This is a genomic window from Candidatus Protochlamydia phocaeensis, assembly GCF_001545115.1.
GTDB classification, from domain to species: Bacteria; Chlamydiota; Chlamydiia; order Chlamydiales; family Parachlamydiaceae; genus Protochlamydia_A; species Protochlamydia_A phocaeensis.
Window position 1 is genome coordinate 102,342 of sequence record NZ_FCNU01000022.1, and the last position, 18,671, is coordinate 121,012.

The following is an 18,671-nucleotide window of genomic DNA, read 5'->3' on the forward strand; positions in this document are numbered from 1 at the left end:
CTAAGCGCTAGAAACCCATCAGAAAGTAATTAAAGCGCTCTTAATTAAGTGTCATCCAGAGAACTGCTATTAGCAGCCACGCCGCTGTATACTTTTCATCAAGGCTGCATTTTGGCATCTTTTCTATCGTTAGCCTGTTTTCGGGGCAATTGATTCAAAAATTGCAGGGCAAAGGATCTGTCCATAAGTTTAACGGGGGTTGCAGCTTTAACGCTTGCAGGCTGGATTGGATGGCGCTTGCTTCGTCTTTGACCGCTCTTTTTATGATCTTGTTTGGTGTGGATTGGCCATTTGATCGACTCTACTTTAATTATCTTTTTGGCGACCCGGCTGAGCGGCTGCCTGGCTTGGGGCATCCTGCGATCCAATAGGGAGGCATTTTCTAAAAAAAAGATTGTCAAAAAATCCTATAAAAAAAACACTAGGCAAGCAAAACAATTTTTGAGGGGTTTTTGATAATGAGAAAATGGTTCCGCTTTCTGACTTGGACTGCAGCGAGTGCGATTAGCTTAACGGCTGCTTTTGCCGATGGCAAAACAATTGAAGATGATTTAATGGCGAGTGAAATCAAGCATGTTGTTTTCCTTATGCTTGAGAATCGCTCATTTGATAATGTGCTCGCTTGGCTTTACAACCAAGATAATCCCCCCGCTTATTTCATCCCGAAAGAAAAAAACGAAGCCTACTATGGATTATCAGAAGATACGCTGCATCAATACACCAATGTTCTTAAAAGCTCTAATGGCGAAGTTTTATTTAGCTGCCCTCCCATCAAAGGGATTCCTTCTGTCTCTTCCACTCCTTATCGTAATTCCCCCAAGTTTGATCCACATGAGCCTTTTTTGCATGTCATGAAGCAAATATTTGGCGAAGATCAAAATGGATCGACACCAAATATGACCGGATTTTTGCAAGATTTTGCTTCCATTTGGTGGGAGCATGAATGGCTCAATCAAAAGGCTAATATTTGTGCGATCATGGAGACGTATACCGATGAGGAAATGCCTGTGCTATATAGCTTAGCTAGGCATTATGCTGTTAGCGATCTGTGGTTTTCCTCCGTCCCGACTCAGACAAATCCAAACCGCGCTTTTTCGATTTGCGGAACATCGGAAGGAGAAGTGATCAACGGACCTTTGGGAAAAAGCTTATTCCGTGCGGATACGATCTGGAATAGGCTCGCAGAAGAATCGCCCGAGACGACTTGGATGATTTTCTGGCAATCCGATATCCTTCCAGGCATTATCCGCGGTCCCTATAGTGGAAAAAATACGTTTGCAAGCCTGAGGCGTATTCCCAATTTAGATCAACATTATCTTAAAATAGACCGCTTTCATGAGATGGCTAGAAACGGCCAGCTGCCTGATTTTAGCTTTATAGAGCCGCAATGGACAGTCTCCATTGACTTGGATTCCAAAGTTAAGTTCATGGACGAACTAGGCATTCAATCCCTTCTTATTGGATTGCAGGGGAATGATTTGCATCCGCCGGGAGATGTGCGGACAGGAGAAAACCTGCTAGCCAATATTTACACGAGCTTGATTGCCAATCCGGAAGCGTGGAGCAAAACCTTACTGATTATCACTTTTGATGAGCATGGCGGCCTGTTTGATCACGTTCCGCCTCCTAAAGCGATCCCGCCGGATGAACATGCGCAAAATGGATTTGGCTTTGATCGTTATGGGGTAAGAGTGCCGGCTCTTTTCATTTCGCCTAAAATCAGCAAAGGAACGGTCATCCGCTCTGAAAATCCAGACGTGCCTTTTGATCATACATCTTTCATTTCAACCCTCTTGCAATGGAAGGGAATTAATAAAAGAAAATGGAATATGGGCAGACGTGTGGACAATGCGCCCACTTTCGGCAGTGTGATTACCTTAACACAAGCGCGAGAGGATAGCGCGGTTATCCCCAGTGCGGCTCCGCAGCGCATTGACGATGAGCAACAGGCCATTTCTATGGGAAACAAATTCTATTTGCGCGATAAAGACGGACATTATTTGATAAAGACGGGAAATGGCTGGCTGAAGCAAGCGCCATTAGGATCAATTGAAGACAGAGTGGCTCTTGAATTTGTTGGCGGAAGCGGCAAGGTGACACATGGCTCATTTGTGTTTATTCAGGCCGATGATCCAAAGCTTGGCAATTCAAATCTGCTGGAGGCCTTACTGAGCCATCTCGATTGCGTGTACGATAAAAGAAAGCAATCAAGCGGGCAATGGTGGACAGTCAAAAGCATGGAGTATCCGTATGTAGGCGCTCCTATTCAGGGCGGCGACCGCATCTATTTGGAGAACCATGTGTACTTGGATTTATTCCAGTATGTTCCGGCAAGGTTGAGCAAGCGCGCCAATTTTTTTGGAGAATATCTCATGATGAAGCCCCTGTCTGAATCGGACTGGGATGAGGATTATTGGATTATTGAAAAGGCTTAATGAGCGATTAAAGAAGAGAGTGGCAGATAATTGGAGGGCAGCTTTCGATGAAAGTGCCCTTATCCGCTTTGCTCAGCCTTTAAAAATGAAGAAAGCGGCCAGCACAATAAAAATAAATCCAATCAGATGATTAAGCTTGATTCCCTCGTTAAGATAAAAATAAGAGAAAAAGCAAAAGACGATAAGCGTGATAATCTCTTGAATTGTTTTTAACTGGACCGTCGAAAACTGATAACTGCCTATGCGATTGGCTGGCACTTGAAGGCAATATTCAAATAAGGCAATTCCCCAACTGGCTAGGATGGTTAGAATAAGGGGAGCTTGGCGGAATTTCAAGTGGCCGTACCAAGCAAATGTCATAAAAATATTCGAAAGGGTTAACAAAATAATTGTTTGCATATCTCGCATCCTCATTTATTTAAGCAAAAATTTAAGTCCAAAAAGAAAGCAAATCAAGACATTTATGAACTGCTGAAAAAGACAGTTGAAAAAATAGAAGGTAATGCAAAGATCCATCCTGTCTACTTGCCTTAAAAAGCCTAGACATTTTTCACAGGCGACAAATTTTTTTAGATGGATATTCTAGACCATTAACCTTTACACGAAAGGCAACTGGCTTCTTTGGCGAGTTATTCCAAATGTAAGTGACGATACGTTCTAGTAGATAAAGGAGAAGGTAAAACTTCATTAAAGTGGGATATATTATTTTCTTACTCGAATATAGCAATTCGACGGCGCTTTCTCAAAGCTATTGAATCTCCTCTAGCCTCTAGTTTCGGATTTCTCCTATTTGAATTCATTAACGCGTTAAATAAGTAATGGACAGGTTTTTAGTCATCTGTCATTTAATGAGAGTTTAAAATGAATAATTTTTTTACTAGATAGGCGATGATCATAAAAAGACATCCAATAAAAGAACTGTTTCACAAACACTTAGCAAGGCTAAATCCGGTCAGCTTTGGCTATGTCATGGCGACAGGAGCGCTCTCCACAGCTCTATATGTCACGGGTTGGTTTGTTCTTTCAGATATCTTTTTGCTCTTTGCTCTTTTGGGCTATCTTTTTTTAGTTGGATTATTTAGCTGGCGGGGAATTGCGTATTCCCAACTTGTCCTATCCGAAATATCCGCAATTCCTCCTCTTTTCAAATATTTGACTTTTAGCGCCGGTTCAAATTCTTTAGCGACGCGTCTAGTGATAGACGGCTATGTGAAAAGTGGTTTCATTTTGGCATTTATTGGGATTATTTCTTGTCTTGGACTAATTTATGCCATTTTTTGCCGCATGTTTTTCCATAGAAAAGCCTCGATCCAAGAGATTAGTCCTATTTGGCTTCTCATGGCGATTGCCTGTCATTCTTGCGGAATAAGCTTAACAGCCCTTTGGATGGACGGGGCTCTCGCTCATCCATTTTTTTTGTTGTTTGTGTTCAGTTTTTGGTCTTTCGGGGTATTTATTTACATTATTTTTATGGCCTTGAATATCTACCGCATGCTCTTTTTACCTTTTGGAGGGAAGGATCTTCATCCCGCCTACTGGACGTGCATGGGAGCGGCAGCAATTGCTGTTTTTGATGGGAGCCAATTAATTTTGGTTGAACATATGCCGGTTTTTATCCAAGTGGCAAAGCCCTTCATTGAAGGAATGATTCTCCTTCTATGGGCATGGGGATCGGCTTGGATTCCCATTTTGTTGATAATGGGAGGCTGGAAATACGGCTATTTTAATATGCCTTTTCGCTATCATCCTTCTCTATGGGCTGCCGTCTTCCCACTTGGCATCTATACCTTGGCAACGTATGCTCTCTTATCTCATTTTCACATGGATTTTCTATCGCCCTTAGTCTCTTTTGATTTAGCTGTCACCTTTTTTGCTTGGATCCTCGTCGCTTACAAGAGCCGGTTAGTTCCTTGGACGGGTGATGGAGACTAGGGACACACCCAAGGCGTGCCGCCAAACAGAAAAGAATTCGCCTATACGTTTATTGCCTAATTGTCAGCACGCCCTGGATACAAAAGCCTTTTTCCTTTATAATGAAGAGCATAAGGGTCAAGTTAATGCGTGGCATGGAAATTGGCCCAATAAAAAAAATAGGACGGATAAGGTAATTTATGGATACAAGACGTGCTAAGCTTCAATATCGCGGGTCATTGGTTTGGCTTATTTTCTGGCTAATCGTATTTTTTCCCATTGCTCTCGTTTTGCTCTTTACGGCAAGTGCTTTTGAACTCAATCAAACGACTTATGATTTTCAATATAATGGCTCGCGCTTCTGGCTTTGTTTTTGGATTCTAGTCTTTTTCCCGCTGGCCTTTTTATTATTATTTATTAATGGAATCTCTGTCAGAATTATTGATCATCGTCAAAATCCTTATTCTTAATTAAGAGCGCTTCAGCTGGATGTTGGATTTGCTGCCTGTATTGGCGCATTTTTTCAGATTCTTCGCGGTCATGCCGGTCTTTCTCCACCTGAGCGGGCTCTGCGCCTTCTCTTTCATGATAGTCTTGGACTTTTTTCAGCAGATAATCAGGAATAATTTGACGCGTATTCTTTGCAGGCTTGCTAGTTAGGCCTGCCTGTTCTTTCTCTTCTTTCAAAATGGTGGGCTGATCGGCTGAACAAGGGCATTCCTCATAGTAAAAATAGGACGCGTCTTGGGTTTCTAGATCGCAGATGGACTTTTCCATATGGCAAGAGAAATGGTTAGCATGAAAGAATGATAGGTCTGTTGCTTCTATCCAAAAGGCATCGCACATATGGGCTCCTTAGGGGGTAATACATTCTGTTAAAATTTTAGGCCAAGCCAACCGCCTTCCAGGCGTTGATAAGATCATAATGCATTTTATAGTCTGTGGGAAAATGCTTAAGGGCCGTGCAAAGTGTGGCATAGGCAAATTCAGGCATGGTGCAATTCGGCTTGATCAATCCGTCTGTTTTAAGAGTCAAAAACCATAGAAGGCCGGCTTTTTGCCACGCATAGCCTCCTTGCGCCTGTGCAAATAAACAAAAAGCTTTATTGGGAATACCCGAATTAATGTGAACGCCGCCCTCATCTTCCGTTCCTAAATAGCGCTGACTGTAATGATCAGGCTGAGGGTCTTTTCCTAGGATATGAGAATGATAAGCCGTTCCCGGTGCTTTCATAGAACGCAGGGCATAGCTATTTCCTCCCAATTGAATGGTCCCTTCTCCGATTAACCAGCTGGCTTGATCGACTGTCTGATTATTTTTGTATTGAATGACTAAAGATCCCCAGACATCCGACAAATGTTCATTTAATGCTCCGGCCTCTCCCTCGTAGTTCAGCTTATCTCCAGTCACCGCATGTCCAAATTCATGGCCAACGATTGAGAGCTCGGTAAAATTTTTAAAGATATCGTCACCATCGCCATAGACCATCTGCTCGCCGTTCCAAAAGGCGTTGGCATAAAGTTTATCGAAATGGACGGTCGAACGGATTTCAGTCCCTTTGCCGTCAAAAGAGTTTAAACCATAGGTTTTCATCCAAAATTGATACACATCTTGAGCGGCTTTTAAGGCTTTGCTTGCTGTCGGGCTCATTGAAGCAGAATGCGAATTTTGATTGGAAGCGACAAACTTGCCTGGCAGTTTTGCTTTATTCTGAGCATTGTAAACGCTAATAAGCGGTTCTTTATTGGGATTGCCGGCATAAATAGTAAAGGTCTTGTTACTAAGATCTGATTGCGGACGGATCAAATCCTTGTTTAGGCTATCGCTGCGTATGGCGTCAATTTGATGCACTTTCTCTTGGATATAGGAAGGAATCACGTAGCAACACGTACAAGGATGCCGGCAATCGTCTAGCTTACGGATCTCATGTCCGCCATAAGAAACTGTTTTCTCAATGGCATCAACGACGGCTCGTTGCAAAGATTCAAGCGCTTCGATAGCAGAGGGATTTTCGATTTGATCGGTTGATTCAATTTGCTTTAAATAGGAGGCAATCGCAACTTCGCAAGAATGTTTTAAGGTTTCATCGTCAGGATCGGCTATTGCTTGCTTGAGCTTTTCCAAGGCAGGTGCCTCTTCCACTTCTTCTGCACTAGCCGCTTCTGAAGAATCTGAAATAGAAGTTAAATGAGTCAAAGAGGCGTTGGCATGAATGAGGCGAAGATCTTCTGTTCCAACAAATTTCAATGTCATTTTAATTCCTAATAAATAGTTTGTTTTTAATTAATTTATTTTTAGTTTTTTAATTATATATAGGTTTTAATTTTAGTCATGTTAATTTTTGTTAATTTATTTGTTTTGTTTTTATTTAGTGTTGATGACTACTGTTGAATTACTAATTGTCTGGATTTAAGATTGTTTTTTTGTAGGGGAAAAGAGCTCAAATATAGGCTATTATGGGTTTTAAGAACCCTCTAAGGGAAGATTCTAAGCAGGAAATCAAAGGCCTAGCCAATCCGGGAAAGCAGAAAGGATAGGGTTTCCTTAATTAATTGAAGGAGGATTGGAATCTTTTAAGGATGAATTAGAAGACATAAGAAGAGAATGATCTTGGCCGGCCTGGTTAGAAGAAAGTTTTAAAAGGACTAAGTTAGTTATGCCAAGATTAGTCCACGTAAAAGATTGTTGAGGGGAAATAGCGATAGATTGAAGCGCATATACCATCTGCTTGTCTTGATCCGTGGTTATTAAGGCGGTGCCTTCCAAAACAATCCAAGTTTCAGGAAATGAATGAGGATTTTCCATCTCTGCTTGTTTGCCGGGAAGGAGGATAAAACGTGTAGCCTCGCAATGTTCCATATAGCCAAAAGAGAGATCTTGTGGCGCTTTCCATGCCTTTGTCTTATTGTCTTCTAAGTTTGGCTTTAAAGCCTGGACTTGATGAACGAGGTCTTTGACTTTTTGCGTGCTGTCTAGCTTCGAAATGAGCAAAGCATCGGGCGTGTCCACGATGGCCAAGCCTTCTATATCAATTAGGGAAAGAAGGCGGTCTTTGCCGATAATTAAATTATTCTTTGAATTAAGCGCACATAATTGATTCGCGTGAATAGCATTTCCATTCTCATCTTTAGGAGAATGGGAAAAAAGAGAGGCGAAGCTCCCCATATCGCTCCAAGAAAAGCAAGACGGAACGCAATGAATGCGAGGCATCTTCTCAAGGAGCGCATGGTCAATGCTTTCTGCCGGAATAGATAACATGTCTTCTAGGAAAATCTGATAGGTCTCCGGATTTTCCATCAGCACTTTAGCTTTTTGATAGGCTAATTGGGAAGGGGCCAGAATATGCGGCGCGTGGCATTGCATGGCCTCTAAGAAAACCCACGGCTTAACGCAGATCATTCCTGCATTCCAATAATAATTTCCTTTTGTTAAATACTCTTTGGCAGATTCTAAAGAGGGCTTTTCATGAAAGGATTTGATCTGATAGCAGGAATCGACTTGGATGTAGCCAAATCCTGTCTCTGGAGAAGAGGGAGAAATGCCGAAAAGAGCTAAGCGGTCTTGAGAAGCATGCTTGTTAGCCTGTTCTAGAGCGTTGGCATAATCCTCTGAGTAGTCGATATAGTGATCGGAAGGCGTGATGAGAACAATTTCTTCCGGATCGAGGGAGAGCATCGCCAAGCAAACGGCTGCGGCGGTATTTCTTGCAAGCGGCTCCAATAAATAGCTTTTTGGATTAAGAGCGGCTTTTTTCAATTGTTTTTTTATAGCTGTGAAATGACTGTTATTACAGACAACAACAAATTCTGAACAGAAAGCCTGATTGTGATGAAGGATTCTTTGCAGTAAAGAAGACTGAGAGAAAAATTGAAGAAGTTGTTTGGGATGTTCCTCCCGGCTAAGCGGCCATAAGCGTGTTCCGTTTCCTCCGCAAAGAATGAGTTGGATCATAATTTTATTTTATTTCTTATAGGGTTTTGGGAGAGGAAGCATTTTATTGATTAACGATTTCCAAAAAGATCGGCGCAAGAAAAAAAGGGTGGCATAAGCGGCGTCTTTCATTTTCTTTTTCATAAAACGCACAGGCATGCGCTTCGAAACAGGATGAGAGTAAATGGCATTCAAACGCGCCTGAATTTGCTGCCCTACTTTTTCGCAGGAATAATTTTGCAGGATTGTTGCTTTGCCTTGTTGCGCTTTTTGGGAGGCTTCGTGGGGATGGGAAGCCACATAGCGCATCCAATGAGCGGCATGATTAATATCGACGTCAGCCCATAAGCCATTTTCTGGGTAGGGAGCGTGGCCTGGGCCGATTTGAGTTAACTGATAAGAACAAAGAAAGCTGTTTTGATCGGACATAAATTCTAAGTTACCCGAATACCTCGTTGCAATGACGGGCTTTTCCAACAGCATCGCTTCTGCCATGGTTAATCCAAATCCTTCGGAACGATGAAGAGAGATGTAACAGTCGCAGGCATTCATGAGGGCATAGCGTTCGTTGGATTCTAAAGAACGGTCGATCCAGATCAAGCGGGGATCGGAGCGGGTCAATTCTCGCATAGGTTCGAGTTGATGCGGAAACTGATGTCCATTTTGAGATTTAATAACGAGTTGCACATCTTGCTGAGTTGGAAAGGCTTTTTGAAAAGCTTGAATCAGCGCTAAAGGATTTTTGCGAGCAAAGACGCTATAGAAGTCAAAAAAGAAAAGAAAAGTGAACTTATTGGGCAGATTAAAGCGTTGTTTATTGGGGATATCTAAAGAAGCAGATCGCTGCAAAGGGTGGCAAAGGCAATGAATGGGAAGAGAGGTATGGGAGGATAAATGCTCTTGAATATAGCGGCTTGTCACCCACATTTCATCTAAGTAACACCAGCCGTCTTTCATGCTTTCGGGAATCAAATTCGTTTCCCAAAACCAGACGGCAATATTGTAGCAATGCTTTACTTTTTTCCAGGGAAATTTCTCAATAAAAGGAGCGATGTGGTGAGGATCGATGCAAAAGAGATTAACGGGAAAAGCGAAATCTTTTGACAGATCGGCTTGAAAAAAAGCGGATTGGTGAAAGGGGGCTAAATCATCGGCAGACAATAGGGCAAACGGGATAGAGCGTGCTTGTAAGGCTTTGATAAATAACCGGCTTGTTTCTCCTAAGCCGAATGCCTTATCAAAATAACCGATGAGATTGATTCCTTTTTCTAACATGCACGCAATATTCCTAAACGCCACTGTTGGCAAGCAGCCATTATGAAAAAGAATTAGTTATAGAGCTTACAGAAAAATTTTAAAATAAAATAATTGTGAAAAGACTTGAGCAAGAGAGTTTTCATTGAACAAAAGAAAGCGGCTGAGGCAAGATGAAGTTTTAAGAGGAGAGCTGGCCATGCAAAGATATCATGAACTATCCGCCAAAGAAAATGACGTCATTAACTGGAAAGGGACGGAGCGGCCTGGGACAGGAGAATATAATATGACAAAGGAGCCGGGAATCTATGCCTGCCGCCGGTGCGATGCGCCTCTTTATTTATCTTCAGATAAGTTCTCTTCTCATTGCGGCTGGCCAAGCTTCGATGATGAAATGAAGGGAAGCGTCGATCGCAAGCTGGATGAGGACGGCGAGCGGACGGAAATTCTTTGTCACCGTTGCGGCGCGCATTTGGGCCATGTCTTTATGGGGGAAGGCTTTACTAAAAAAAACCAGAGGCACTGCGTCAATTCCATCTCTCTCAGATTCATTCCCGCCTTTACCAAAGAGGGAAATGAGCGGGCCATTTTTGCCGGAGGATGTTTTTGGGGCGTTGAGCATTTAATGAAAAAGCTTCCCGGTGTCCGAGAGGTGACTTCCGGTTATATTGGCGGCACGGTCGTCAATCCCACTTATAAAGAAGTCTGCACAGGGGAAACGGGACATGCCGAAGCCGTAGAAATAATCTTTGATCCGCATCAAATAAGCTATGAAGAATTGGCTAAGTATTTTTATGAATTGCATGATCCTACCCAAGAGCAACGGCAAGGCCCTGATATAGGCAATCAGTATCGCTCCGCCATTTTTTATTTAACCAAAGAGCAACAGCAAATAGCCTCAGCTCTCAAGCAAAGGCTGATTGATCTGGGAGTCAAGGCTGTCACGCAAATTGTTCCAGCCAGCGTTTTCTATCGGGCAGAAGATTATCACCAAGATTATTATGACAAAACCGGCCACCAGCCCTATTGCCATAAGTGGACGCCGCGCTTCCCGGAAGACAGCAAATCAAGCGCTTTGTGATCAGTTCCGGATCTAAAGTTCAGGGGAAGGCAATGCGGTGAAGATAAGCCAAGGCAAGACAGTTTTTGGCTATCGGCCTTGGAAATCTTATCCGCATTGTGAATTTGAAGACAAGCTCTTAGAGTTCATCTTTTTCTACATCTTCGGCAGTCCAATAATAGCTTGAGCCTGGCTGATACCGGGGATTATAATCGGACCCGCATACCTTATTATTCGGATAGCGCTGGCAATAGGCAGGCCGAGCTGTTTTATCCCACTGCTCTCTAAATAAATCGACATGTGGGGAATTTTTAATAGCTTTCCAAAATGCATTGAATGATTTAAAATCCTTGATCATTTCAGCAAAGATATCAAGTTCAGGATCCCATCCGCTGCTTCCCATGCAGGCATTGACAATGCGATGATGAGTGAGTCGATTTTCAAATTCAAGCTGCTCTAGGCGTCTGGCATACGTTTCTCGGTTTAATCTACCCTGATCACTTTGATCGAAAATATATAAGAGCTCTTCTTGGTTAGAAGCATTTAATGTTTCAAATAGGATGACAGAAATCTTTTGCTTGCAAAGGCTTTGCCTGACGAAAATGGTTCTTGCCTCCGGCACCCATTTTCCATAGAAATTGTCATAGGGAAAATGCTCTTCACGCAGTTCTCGAACCCTGATCATTCCCTCTCCTCGCTGGTGTATCTCATTAAGGACTGCCTGACTGGCGGGACAGTTTTGAATGGCAGCCAGCGCTTCGGTGAGATTCATAATTTTTTCTCCAGGGCGGCAAGTTAATTGACGAGGGGTGTCGGAAGCATGGAGGCTATGATTAAAATCCGGATGAGGAGAAGAGTCTTCAGAATAGAGATCAAATAAGTCATTAAAGGCAGAAATGAGATTATACGCTCCATATGTGGCAGACAGTACGCCAAGAGTGAAAACGGCCAAATTTTGTTTGGAAGAGGCTTGAGCCGGCGGAGTGGAAGAGGGGTCAGTTGAGCGGGTGAAAAAAGAGAAAAGACGGGAAGGGACGTTGCTTTTAACAATGCAATAGACGCCCGTGGCTGTACAAATCGTTCCGCTAATTATTTTGCCTGTTGTAGGATACTGCGAACCTAGGTACATGCTTTCAGATACGACAAAATCAGCGGTTTGGGAAAGGGCTTCTTGGCTCGCTGCCTTAATATTGTTTATTAAGGCGGAAGGCAATGCAGAAAAGAAGTGGGAATAGGACGTTTTAGAAACGTCGGGGAGAATGGGGGCTTGGGCAGGCGATAGGGAAGAATAGGTAGTCTGCATCATTTATTTATCCTTATTTATTTAGTAAATGATAATTAATTGCATGTAAATCCACTATATTACGTGAGCTCCTAGCTAGGCCATTTACAGTTTTAAGAGACGGCTAGGCAGATTCCATCCGTGTTTTGTGCTTGAAAAAAGCTCGTCCATTCGCCTAATTTAACAAAAAAATAAAAATATTAACAGGCGGGTAATCAATGCAGCAAACAAGGGCCTTGGCTTTTTTCCGAGCTGGGCATGCCGGATAAGCGGGAACTTCCTCCTCATATTCAAATTGGCACATCAGGATGGCACTATGCCCATTGGAAGGCTGTTTTTTATCCTTCTAATGTGAGATGGCAAGAAAGCCTGCGTTTTTATGCTAACCACTTTAAAACAGTAGAAGTCAATTCTACCTTCTATCGGCTTCCAGCAGCAACAGCGCTGCAGAATTGGATCGAACAAGTTCCTAACGACTTTATTTTCTCTGTAAAGGCTAGTCAATTTATCACGCATAGCAAAAAGTTAAAAGATGCGGCAGAAAGTACAGCCCGTTTTTTTGATAGCATTCGACCTTTGCGCAAACAGCTGGGACCTTTGCTCTTTCAGCTTCCCTTTGCTTTTAAAAAGAACGCGGAGCGGTTAGAAGAATTTGTTCGTTCTTTAGCAGAACCTTTCACCTATGCTTTTGAGTTTCGCCATCCGTCTTGGTTCGCCGATGATATTTATGAAATCTTGCATACGCGACGCCTGGCCCTATGCATTTCGGAAATTAACGGTCAGTGTACGCCTAAGGAAGTAACGGTCCCTTTTACCTATATCCGCTTACACGGGCCTCATAAGGCTTATCAAGGCTCTTATAGCGCGCAAGAATTGGAAAAGTGGCAACATCAAATCGCTCAATGGGCTTCGCATTTAACAGTCTATTGCTATTTTGATAATGATGAAAAAGGCTATGCAATTAAAGACGCCTTGCGTTTAAAAAAAATGTTGCTAAAAGAGCTTTAAAGAAATCTCAAAATCAGTGTATTTAAGCAATCGTATTTCAGGAGGAAGCATGTACTATTTCTTAAGTTTGTATGGATTGGGAGCGATTGCCTTTATCATCCATTTATTCAAGCTGCCTTCGCATCAATGGACAAAGGACCGAATAATCGAATTGCTTCTTTTATATGAGCTTGTCTTTTATGTAGGAGTGACAAGCCTTGTGGCTTTTATTGGATTGACCTTCATGGATGACGTGGCGGCTCAGCTGCTGCAGTGGCCCATGTGTCCTTTCCAACAAGAATTGGGCAATGTCAATTTGGCGTTCGGCGTGCTTGGCATCATGTGCATTTGGTTTAGGCGGTCTTTTTGGATAGCGACAGTTGTGGGCTTTTCCATTTGGATTTTTGGAGATGCCATCCATCATTTCTACGATGCATATGCTCGTCACAATTATAGTGAAGGTAATCTAGGCATTCTTGTTTATACCGATCTTCTTGTTCCCATTCTTCTTTGCATTACCCTCTATTTTTATGTTAAGAGTAAAAGAAAAGAGCTGGACTTGGAACAGGCTGGCAAAATTTAAATCTTCAATTAAGGTCATTTCGATGGACAAAAAGGTGTTTCGCTATCTCCTTTATTCTTTTTGCTTGCTGATGGTGGGCTCTACTATTCAAGCAAATGAAGAGAGGCCGCAGCCCCCAGTAAAGAAAGCTTTAATTTTTGGCGTCACAGGACAAGATGGGGCTTACTTAACCGAATTTCTTTTAGGCAGAAATTATGAAGTGCATGGAATAAAAAGACGATCCTCTTCCCTTAATACCACTCGTATCGATGCTTTTTATCAAGATATTCATAATGCGCAATCCCACTTTATTTTGCATTATGGCGACCTGACGGATACAGCTAACGTCATTAGTTTGATTCAGACTATTCAGCCGGATGAAATTTATAATTTGGCCGCACAAAGCCATGTTAAAGTCTCCTTTGAGCTTCCGGAGTATACAGCGGAAGTGGATGGGATCGGGTCGTTGCGCATTTTAGAAGCCATTCGCCTGCTTGGGTTGGAAGAAAAAACGAAATATTATCAGGCTTCTACAAGCGAGCTCTATGGTTTAGTTCAAGAAACGCCTCAAACAGAAAAAACGCCGTTTTATCCTCGCTCGCCCTATGGAGTCGCCAAGCTCTATGGCTATTGGATTACAGTCAATTATCGCGAATCCTATGGCATTTTTGCCTGCAATGGTATCCTGTTTAATCATGAATCTCCCCTAAGAGGAGAGACTTTTGTCACGCGCAAGATTACCCTGGCGGCCTGCCGGCAATATCTCGGTTTGCAAGATGTCTTGTACTTGGGGAACTTGGATGCCAAGCGCGACTGGGGCTATGCGAAAGATTATGTAGAGGCCATGTGGTTGATGCTGCAGCAGGATAAGCCTGATGATTATGTCGTGGCAACAGGAGAAGCGCATTCTGTAAGGGAATTTGTCGAATTGGCTTATAAGGAACTGGGAATCGAGATCGAATGGCATGGAACAGGCGTGGATGAATGTGGAATAGATGCCAAAACAGGAAAAATACTTGTCAAAATCGACCCGCGCTATTATCGCCCGGCGGAGGTTGATTTCTTATTGGGTAAGCCCACAAAAGCTGAAACAGTGCTCAAATGGAAGCCGAAAACGAGCTTTCAAGAGCTGCTAAAGATCATGGTTGAAGCAGATTTAAAAATTGCGTCCAGAGAGCTAGCTTTACAATAACCTTGCCGATTTATTCCGATTCTGACAAAGATGTGTATGTATTAATTATTTTAAACGAGTGAAGATCTTTATCTTAAAGGAGCATGTATGGCTAAAATGCGCGCGGTTCAAGTTCCTGGTCCCAATCAGCCTTTCGAACTCGTCCAAAGAGAGATTCCAGAACCGAAAACCGGCACTGTGCGCATCAAAGTCCAAGCATGCGGAATCTGCCACAGCGATTCTTTTACTAAAGAAGGAACGTTCCCGGGAATTAACTATCCGCGGATACCGGGACATGAAGTGGCCGGCATTATCGATGCGGTAGGTCCAGATGTGATCGGCTGGCAGAAGGGGCAAAGAGTAGGGGTGGGCTGGTATGGCGGACATTGCGGACACTGCGAGTCGTGCCGGCGAGGAGATTTTGTTACCTGCGCAAATGGACAGATCTCGGGGATAACATTTGATGGAGGCTACGCAGATTACATGATCGCTCCTGTTGAGGCGTTGGCTTTAATTCCCGAAGAGCTATCAGCGGTAGATGCAGGCCCGCTAATGTGTGCCGGCATCACCACTTTCAATGCTTTGAGACATAGCGGGGCTGTGGCCGGCGATAGAGTCGCTATTCTTGGCATTGGCGGGCTGGGGCACTTAGCCGTGCAGTTTGCAGCTAAAATGGGATTTCAAACCATTGCCATTGCGCGAGGAGAGAGTAAAGCTGCTTTGGCCAAAAAGCTGGGGGCTCGCGAGTATATTGATTCGGAAAGCCAAAACGTCGCAGAAGAGCTCAAGAAAAGAGGGGGCGCCAAAGTCATTTTATCGACCGTGACAAGCGGCAAGGCCATCAGTTCTGTGATAGACGGACTGGCGATCGATGGAAAACTTGTGACTGTGGGAGTGGCCTCCGATCCTTTGCAAGTCTCCGTGCTTAGCTTAATTGGCGCCCGACGCTCAATTGCAGGATGGCCAAGCGGAACAGCGGCGGATTCTCAAGACACCTTGCTCTTCAGCGCTCTTAACGACATTCGATCCATGAACCATGTCTATCCTCTCGAGAAAGCCGCTGAAGCCTATGAATTCATGATGAGTGGAAAAGCCCGTTTTCGCGTTGTCTTGGAAACGGGGCAATAGCTTTAACGATTTCTTCTATCTTTAAGGAAGAAAGCGCCATTCTTCAAAGCTCTCTACCCATAAAGGAGAATTGATTTCTCCTTTTCTTTTTTTCTTCCCTGTCTTAGACTAAAAAAATTTCTAAAAAATTGAGAATAAATTTATGAGAAATTCTTTATCTAAGATCCTGGCGTTTATTCTACCTATCATCCTGTTTTTTTTCGTGCCGTTCACTTTAAAAGCCACAGATTTACCAGAAGAATTGTATGTTCGAGAAAGGTGGCTCTCTTGGACGACCACGTTTGATATCGAAAGCCGCACGCATGTTTTGGGCACAGTTCATCGAAGGTTCTTTTCCTTGATGCCTGAATATCACTTAAAAAATCAGGAAGAGCAATTATTGGCGAAAGCGAGAATGCGATTTTGGAGCTTTGGTGCTGTATTCGATATAGTCGATCATCAATCGATTCCCATCGGCTCTGTCGAGGAAGAATTTGCTTGGTTTTTCCCCTCCTTTAAAATTCTTGCGCCTTCCGGATTAAAATTGGCTGAAGCGACCCTCAATTTTTGGAGGACAACTTATATTTTAACAGATCCTTTTGATGGTCATACAATCGCCGTTATTTGGCGTTCTTTCTTTCGTTTTAAAAATAATTGGACTGTTAAAATCGTCGATCCCAGCGCGTTTGGCGAAAAGGGAATTCATCCACATATGTTTTTAACGCTTATGGCTTTCCAAGTCGATAGGGAATACTGGGAATCGATAAGAAATTCTGCTAGCCAACAGGTGCCCTTATTTAATGTGTTTGCGTATTCAAATTATGGAGAATTTAAAGAAAAACTAGAGGACTATCGAGCAGCTCTTGCCGGTATCGAGCCTACTCCTGACGATTTTCTTTTCATAGAATCGATCACGGATTTCTCTAGCCTAATAGGAAATAGGGACGATAAGGAAGAAGCCATTTCACTCTATTTGAGTCAGCTATTGGACTTGCTGGAGTCCGATCAACTGAATCCGCAACAAAAAGCCGCCTTATTTCTTATGCTAGAAGAAAAATTTAAAGAATTGAAATAAAGCAAGCTTTAATCCTTGCTAACAAAGAATCGTTGTTTGTTTATCTGATTTTTAAAAGAAGAGAGTAATTACTGTTAGAGACTGCCGAATGGCTAATTGTCTAGATCCTATGACAGTCTCAAAGAAGGAAAAAATGATGGATAGTAGCAAAGTCAAGAAACGATGGCTGCTTCTTCTAGTGACCATGTCACTTGTTCTCCCTTTGTTTAATCTGGGAGTGGAAGGCGCTTTTCTGAGCAATGAGGCGTTTAAGCTTGCATTGATTGAAACAAGCATACAATTATTCGTTGGGCTTATTTGGGCCTTGGTGATGTATTTTTGCGCTTACAAAAAGCCGGGAACAGGCTTGCTGACTTTTCAATTAGTGCTTGGCGTAATCGGTTTGATAAAAATGCCCGCGTTCCTAATAGATGATCTTAAGCAGGGACATGGACAGATAAGGCTTTATTTGAATTTGATTAACATAGGAATCACCATTGGATATTACGTTCTCAGCTATCAATTGCGAAAAATAAATAAGGCGATTCAATCGGCAGGGATTCAATTCTCTGATTTGTATACAGAAGCCCTAGCAGATCTACAACAAGCGGCAACAATCAAAGAGCTGGATACCAGATTTGGATCTTTAATGTGGCAAAAAAATAATGGAGACTTACAGCGAGAAGAAGCCATTATAGCAGCCTATAAAAGCCAAAAGAATGTATTGCTTGGTCAAGCTCCTTCCTCCTCTTAGCGGCTATATTCATCAGCTCGCTTGCCAGTCGCGCACTGAGCGTAGACAAAAATTCTCTTTTCTCCGCATGCTCTGTGGTTACTTTTTAGCTTATTCAGGGTACAAAATGATAACGACAGAGTATGCGGAGTGCAATGAAGGCAAGAATCGGCAAACGTCCAAGTCTTTTTCCAATTAACTCAGGTTATTAAATCTTCTTGCTTACTTCCTTATCAGGCCTTTATACTCATGTCCTTTTGTTTTTAATTTATTGAGAGTTTTAAGATGAAAAATTTTAATTACACTGTCGTAGCGGCTGCTGTAGCCATCTTAGTGTTTTTGACTTATACCTTTGCATTTGTCATGATTCCGCCTGGCTATGTAGGCGTAGTTGTCAATATGTTTGGAACGGATAAGGGCGTAGAAGAGCAAGAGCTGCATGTGGGCGCCCATTTTATTGCACCTTGGAAAGTTGTCTATAAATTTCCCAGCTTTGAGCAGAACCATTTATGGGATGGAGAGAAGAAGTTTACCTTCCAAACGTCTGAGGGATTGGCAGTAGAGGCGGATGTAGGAGTGACCTATCATCTGCGCCATGACAAGATCCATATTTTATTTGCAAAATATCGTCGGGGCATGGATGAAATCACGGATGTTTTTATTCGCAATTTTACCCGGGATGCCATTAATAAATGCGCTTCGAAATTAAGGATCGAAGACCTGTATGGCCCAGCTAAAGAGAAATTTTTCGATGACATTCAATCTTTAGTGCGGCATGACTTGCAAGACTTGGGCATTATCATTGAACGCATTTATTTAGTGGGAAATCTCCACTTTCCAGATAGCGTTGTCAAAGCTTTAAATGCCAAGATCGAAGCGGTCCAACGCGCACAGCAAAGGGAGAATGAGCTGCGCGAATCTGAAGCCGAAGCAAAAAAGCAAATGGCCAAGGCGCATGGGGAAGCGGAAAGTGCCCTGATCCGCGCAAGGGCGCAAGCGGAGTCCAATCAAATCATTTCCCTGTCCTTAACGCCGGAATTGATCCAATGGCAGGCTGTTCAAAAATGGAATGGACAACTTCCAGCCGCATTGGGAAATCATGGCATGATGTTGCCATTTATGCCTGATGCCCAGCCTAAAAAGTAAAGGCTTCTTATCCCCCAGGGAATTGCCCTGGGGAGGCT

General features: G+C 42.9%; 18 protein-coding genes and 1 pseudogene. 13 read left to right on the forward strand and 6 right to left on the reverse strand.

Translation table 11 applies throughout. The features are described 5' to 3' along the window. Positions 1–149 precede the first annotated feature (149 nt). The gene (locus BN3769_RS14730; RefSeq protein WP_154017858.1) at positions 150–371 is read left to right on the forward strand and encodes a hypothetical protein; all 222 of its coding nucleotides are present in this window, start codon (positions 150–152) and stop codon (positions 369–371) included. An 87-nt stretch (positions 372–458) separates the two neighbouring features. Next, a pseudogene (locus BN3769_RS15255) lies at positions 459–1,739 on the forward strand (alkaline phosphatase family protein); the annotation flags it as partial. 768 nt (positions 1,740–2,507) lie between these two features. Here BN3769_RS15255 and BN3769_RS07915 read toward each other — a convergent pair. Next, on the reverse strand, positions 2,508–2,834 hold the full coding sequence (locus tag BN3769_RS07915; RefSeq protein ID WP_068469320.1) for a DMT family protein: 327 nt from the start codon (positions 2,832–2,834) through the stop codon (positions 2,508–2,510). A 489-nt stretch (positions 2,835–3,323) separates the two neighbouring features. Here BN3769_RS07915 and BN3769_RS07920 point away from each other — a divergent pair, with 489 nt between their 5' ends. Continuing rightward, the gene (locus tag BN3769_RS07920; RefSeq protein ID WP_068469322.1) at positions 3,324–4,367 is read left to right on the forward strand and encodes a tellurite resistance/C4-dicarboxylate transporter family protein; all 1,044 of its coding nucleotides are present in this window, start codon (positions 3,324–3,326) and stop codon (positions 4,365–4,367) included. A gap of 179 nt (positions 4,368–4,546) precedes the next feature. Then, on the forward strand, positions 4,547–4,816 hold the full coding sequence (locus BN3769_RS07930; protein WP_068469326.1) for a hypothetical protein: 270 nt from the start codon (positions 4,547–4,549) through the stop codon (positions 4,814–4,816). Here the strand turns inward: BN3769_RS07930 and BN3769_RS07935 are convergent. The 4 genes from BN3769_RS07935 to BN3769_RS07950 form a co-directional block, all read right to left on the reverse strand. Next, positions 4,785–5,192, reverse strand: a complete 408-nt coding sequence (locus tag BN3769_RS07935; RefSeq protein ID WP_068469328.1) for a hypothetical protein — start codon at positions 5,190–5,192, stop codon at positions 4,785–4,787. The two genes, BN3769_RS07930 and BN3769_RS07935, sit on opposite strands and share 32 nt — an antisense overlap. A 37-nt stretch (positions 5,193–5,229) precedes the next feature. Then, entirely contained in the window at positions 5,230–6,600 is a 1,371-nt protein-coding gene (locus BN3769_RS07940; protein WP_068469330.1) for a M4 family metallopeptidase, read from the reverse strand. A gap of 291 nt (positions 6,601–6,891) precedes the next feature. Then, entirely contained in the window at positions 6,892–8,298 is a 1,407-nt protein-coding gene (locus BN3769_RS07945; protein WP_068469332.1) for a mannose-1-phosphate guanylyltransferase, read from the reverse strand. A 9-nt stretch (positions 8,299–8,307) separates the two neighbouring features. Continuing rightward, positions 8,308–9,552 (reverse strand): glycosyltransferase family 4 protein, encoded by a 1,245-nt coding sequence (locus BN3769_RS07950; RefSeq protein WP_068469334.1) that lies wholly within the window; start codon positions 9,550–9,552, stop codon positions 8,308–8,310. Between the two features lie 178 nt (positions 9,553–9,730). Between BN3769_RS07950 and BN3769_RS07955 the strand changes: the two genes are divergently transcribed. Continuing rightward, the gene (locus BN3769_RS07955; protein WP_068469336.1) at positions 9,731–10,612 is read left to right on the forward strand and encodes a bifunctional methionine sulfoxide reductase B/A protein; all 882 of its coding nucleotides are present in this window, start codon (positions 9,731–9,733) and stop codon (positions 10,610–10,612) included. Between the two features lie 118 nt (positions 10,613–10,730). On the opposite strand, the gene BN3769_RS07960 is transcribed toward BN3769_RS07955, so the two are convergent. Further along, complete coding sequence (locus BN3769_RS07960) at positions 10,731–11,897, reverse strand: hypothetical protein (protein ID WP_068469339.1); 1,167 nt, start codon at positions 11,895–11,897, stop codon at positions 10,731–10,733. 234 nt (positions 11,898–12,131) lie between these two features. Between BN3769_RS07960 and BN3769_RS07965 the strand changes: the two genes are divergently transcribed. The 8 genes from BN3769_RS07965 to BN3769_RS07995 all read left to right on the forward strand — a co-directional run bounded on the left by BN3769_RS07965 (position 12,132) and on the right by BN3769_RS07995 (position 18,633). Continuing rightward, positions 12,132–12,881: a DUF72 domain-containing protein gene (locus tag BN3769_RS07965; protein WP_068469340.1), complete on the forward strand. Its 750-nt coding sequence runs from the start codon at positions 12,132–12,134 to the stop codon at positions 12,879–12,881. Between the two features lie 49 nt (positions 12,882–12,930). Next, positions 12,931–13,443, forward strand: coding sequence for a DUF6790 family protein (locus BN3769_RS07970; protein WP_068469343.1), 513 nt, complete (start codon positions 12,931–12,933; stop codon positions 13,441–13,443). A gap of 70 nt (positions 13,444–13,513) precedes the next feature. Continuing rightward, entirely contained in the window at positions 13,514–14,614 is a 1,101-nt protein-coding gene (gene gmd, locus BN3769_RS07975; protein ID WP_068469647.1) for a GDP-mannose 4,6-dehydratase, read from the forward strand. An 87-nt stretch (positions 14,615–14,701) separates the two neighbouring features. Then, complete coding sequence (locus tag BN3769_RS07980) at positions 14,702–15,721, forward strand: alcohol dehydrogenase (RefSeq protein WP_068469345.1); 1,020 nt, start codon at positions 14,702–14,704, stop codon at positions 15,719–15,721. Positions 15,722–15,863: 142 nt separating this feature from the next. Next, positions 15,864–16,775 carry an LURP-one-related family protein gene (locus BN3769_RS07985; RefSeq protein ID WP_068469347.1) on the forward strand — a complete coding sequence of 304 codons (912 nt, stop codon included), beginning with the start codon at positions 15,864–15,866 and terminating at the stop codon, positions 16,773–16,775. Positions 16,776–16,908: 133 nt separating this feature from the next. After that, a complete protein-coding gene (locus tag BN3769_RS07990) occupies positions 16,909–17,508 on the forward strand; it encodes a hypothetical protein (RefSeq protein WP_154017859.1) in 600 nt (199 codons plus the stop codon). Beyond that, positions 17,483–17,686 (forward strand): hypothetical protein, encoded by a 204-nt coding sequence (locus tag BN3769_RS14735; RefSeq protein ID WP_154017860.1) that lies wholly within the window; start codon positions 17,483–17,485, stop codon positions 17,684–17,686. The genes BN3769_RS07990 and BN3769_RS14735 overlap by 26 nt, the downstream gene beginning before the upstream one ends. 86 nt (positions 17,687–17,772) lie before the next feature. Next, on the forward strand, positions 17,773–18,633 hold the full coding sequence (locus BN3769_RS07995) for a prohibitin family protein (RefSeq protein ID WP_068469351.1): 861 nt from the start codon (positions 17,773–17,775) through the stop codon (positions 18,631–18,633). Positions 18,634–18,671 lie beyond the last annotated feature (38 nt).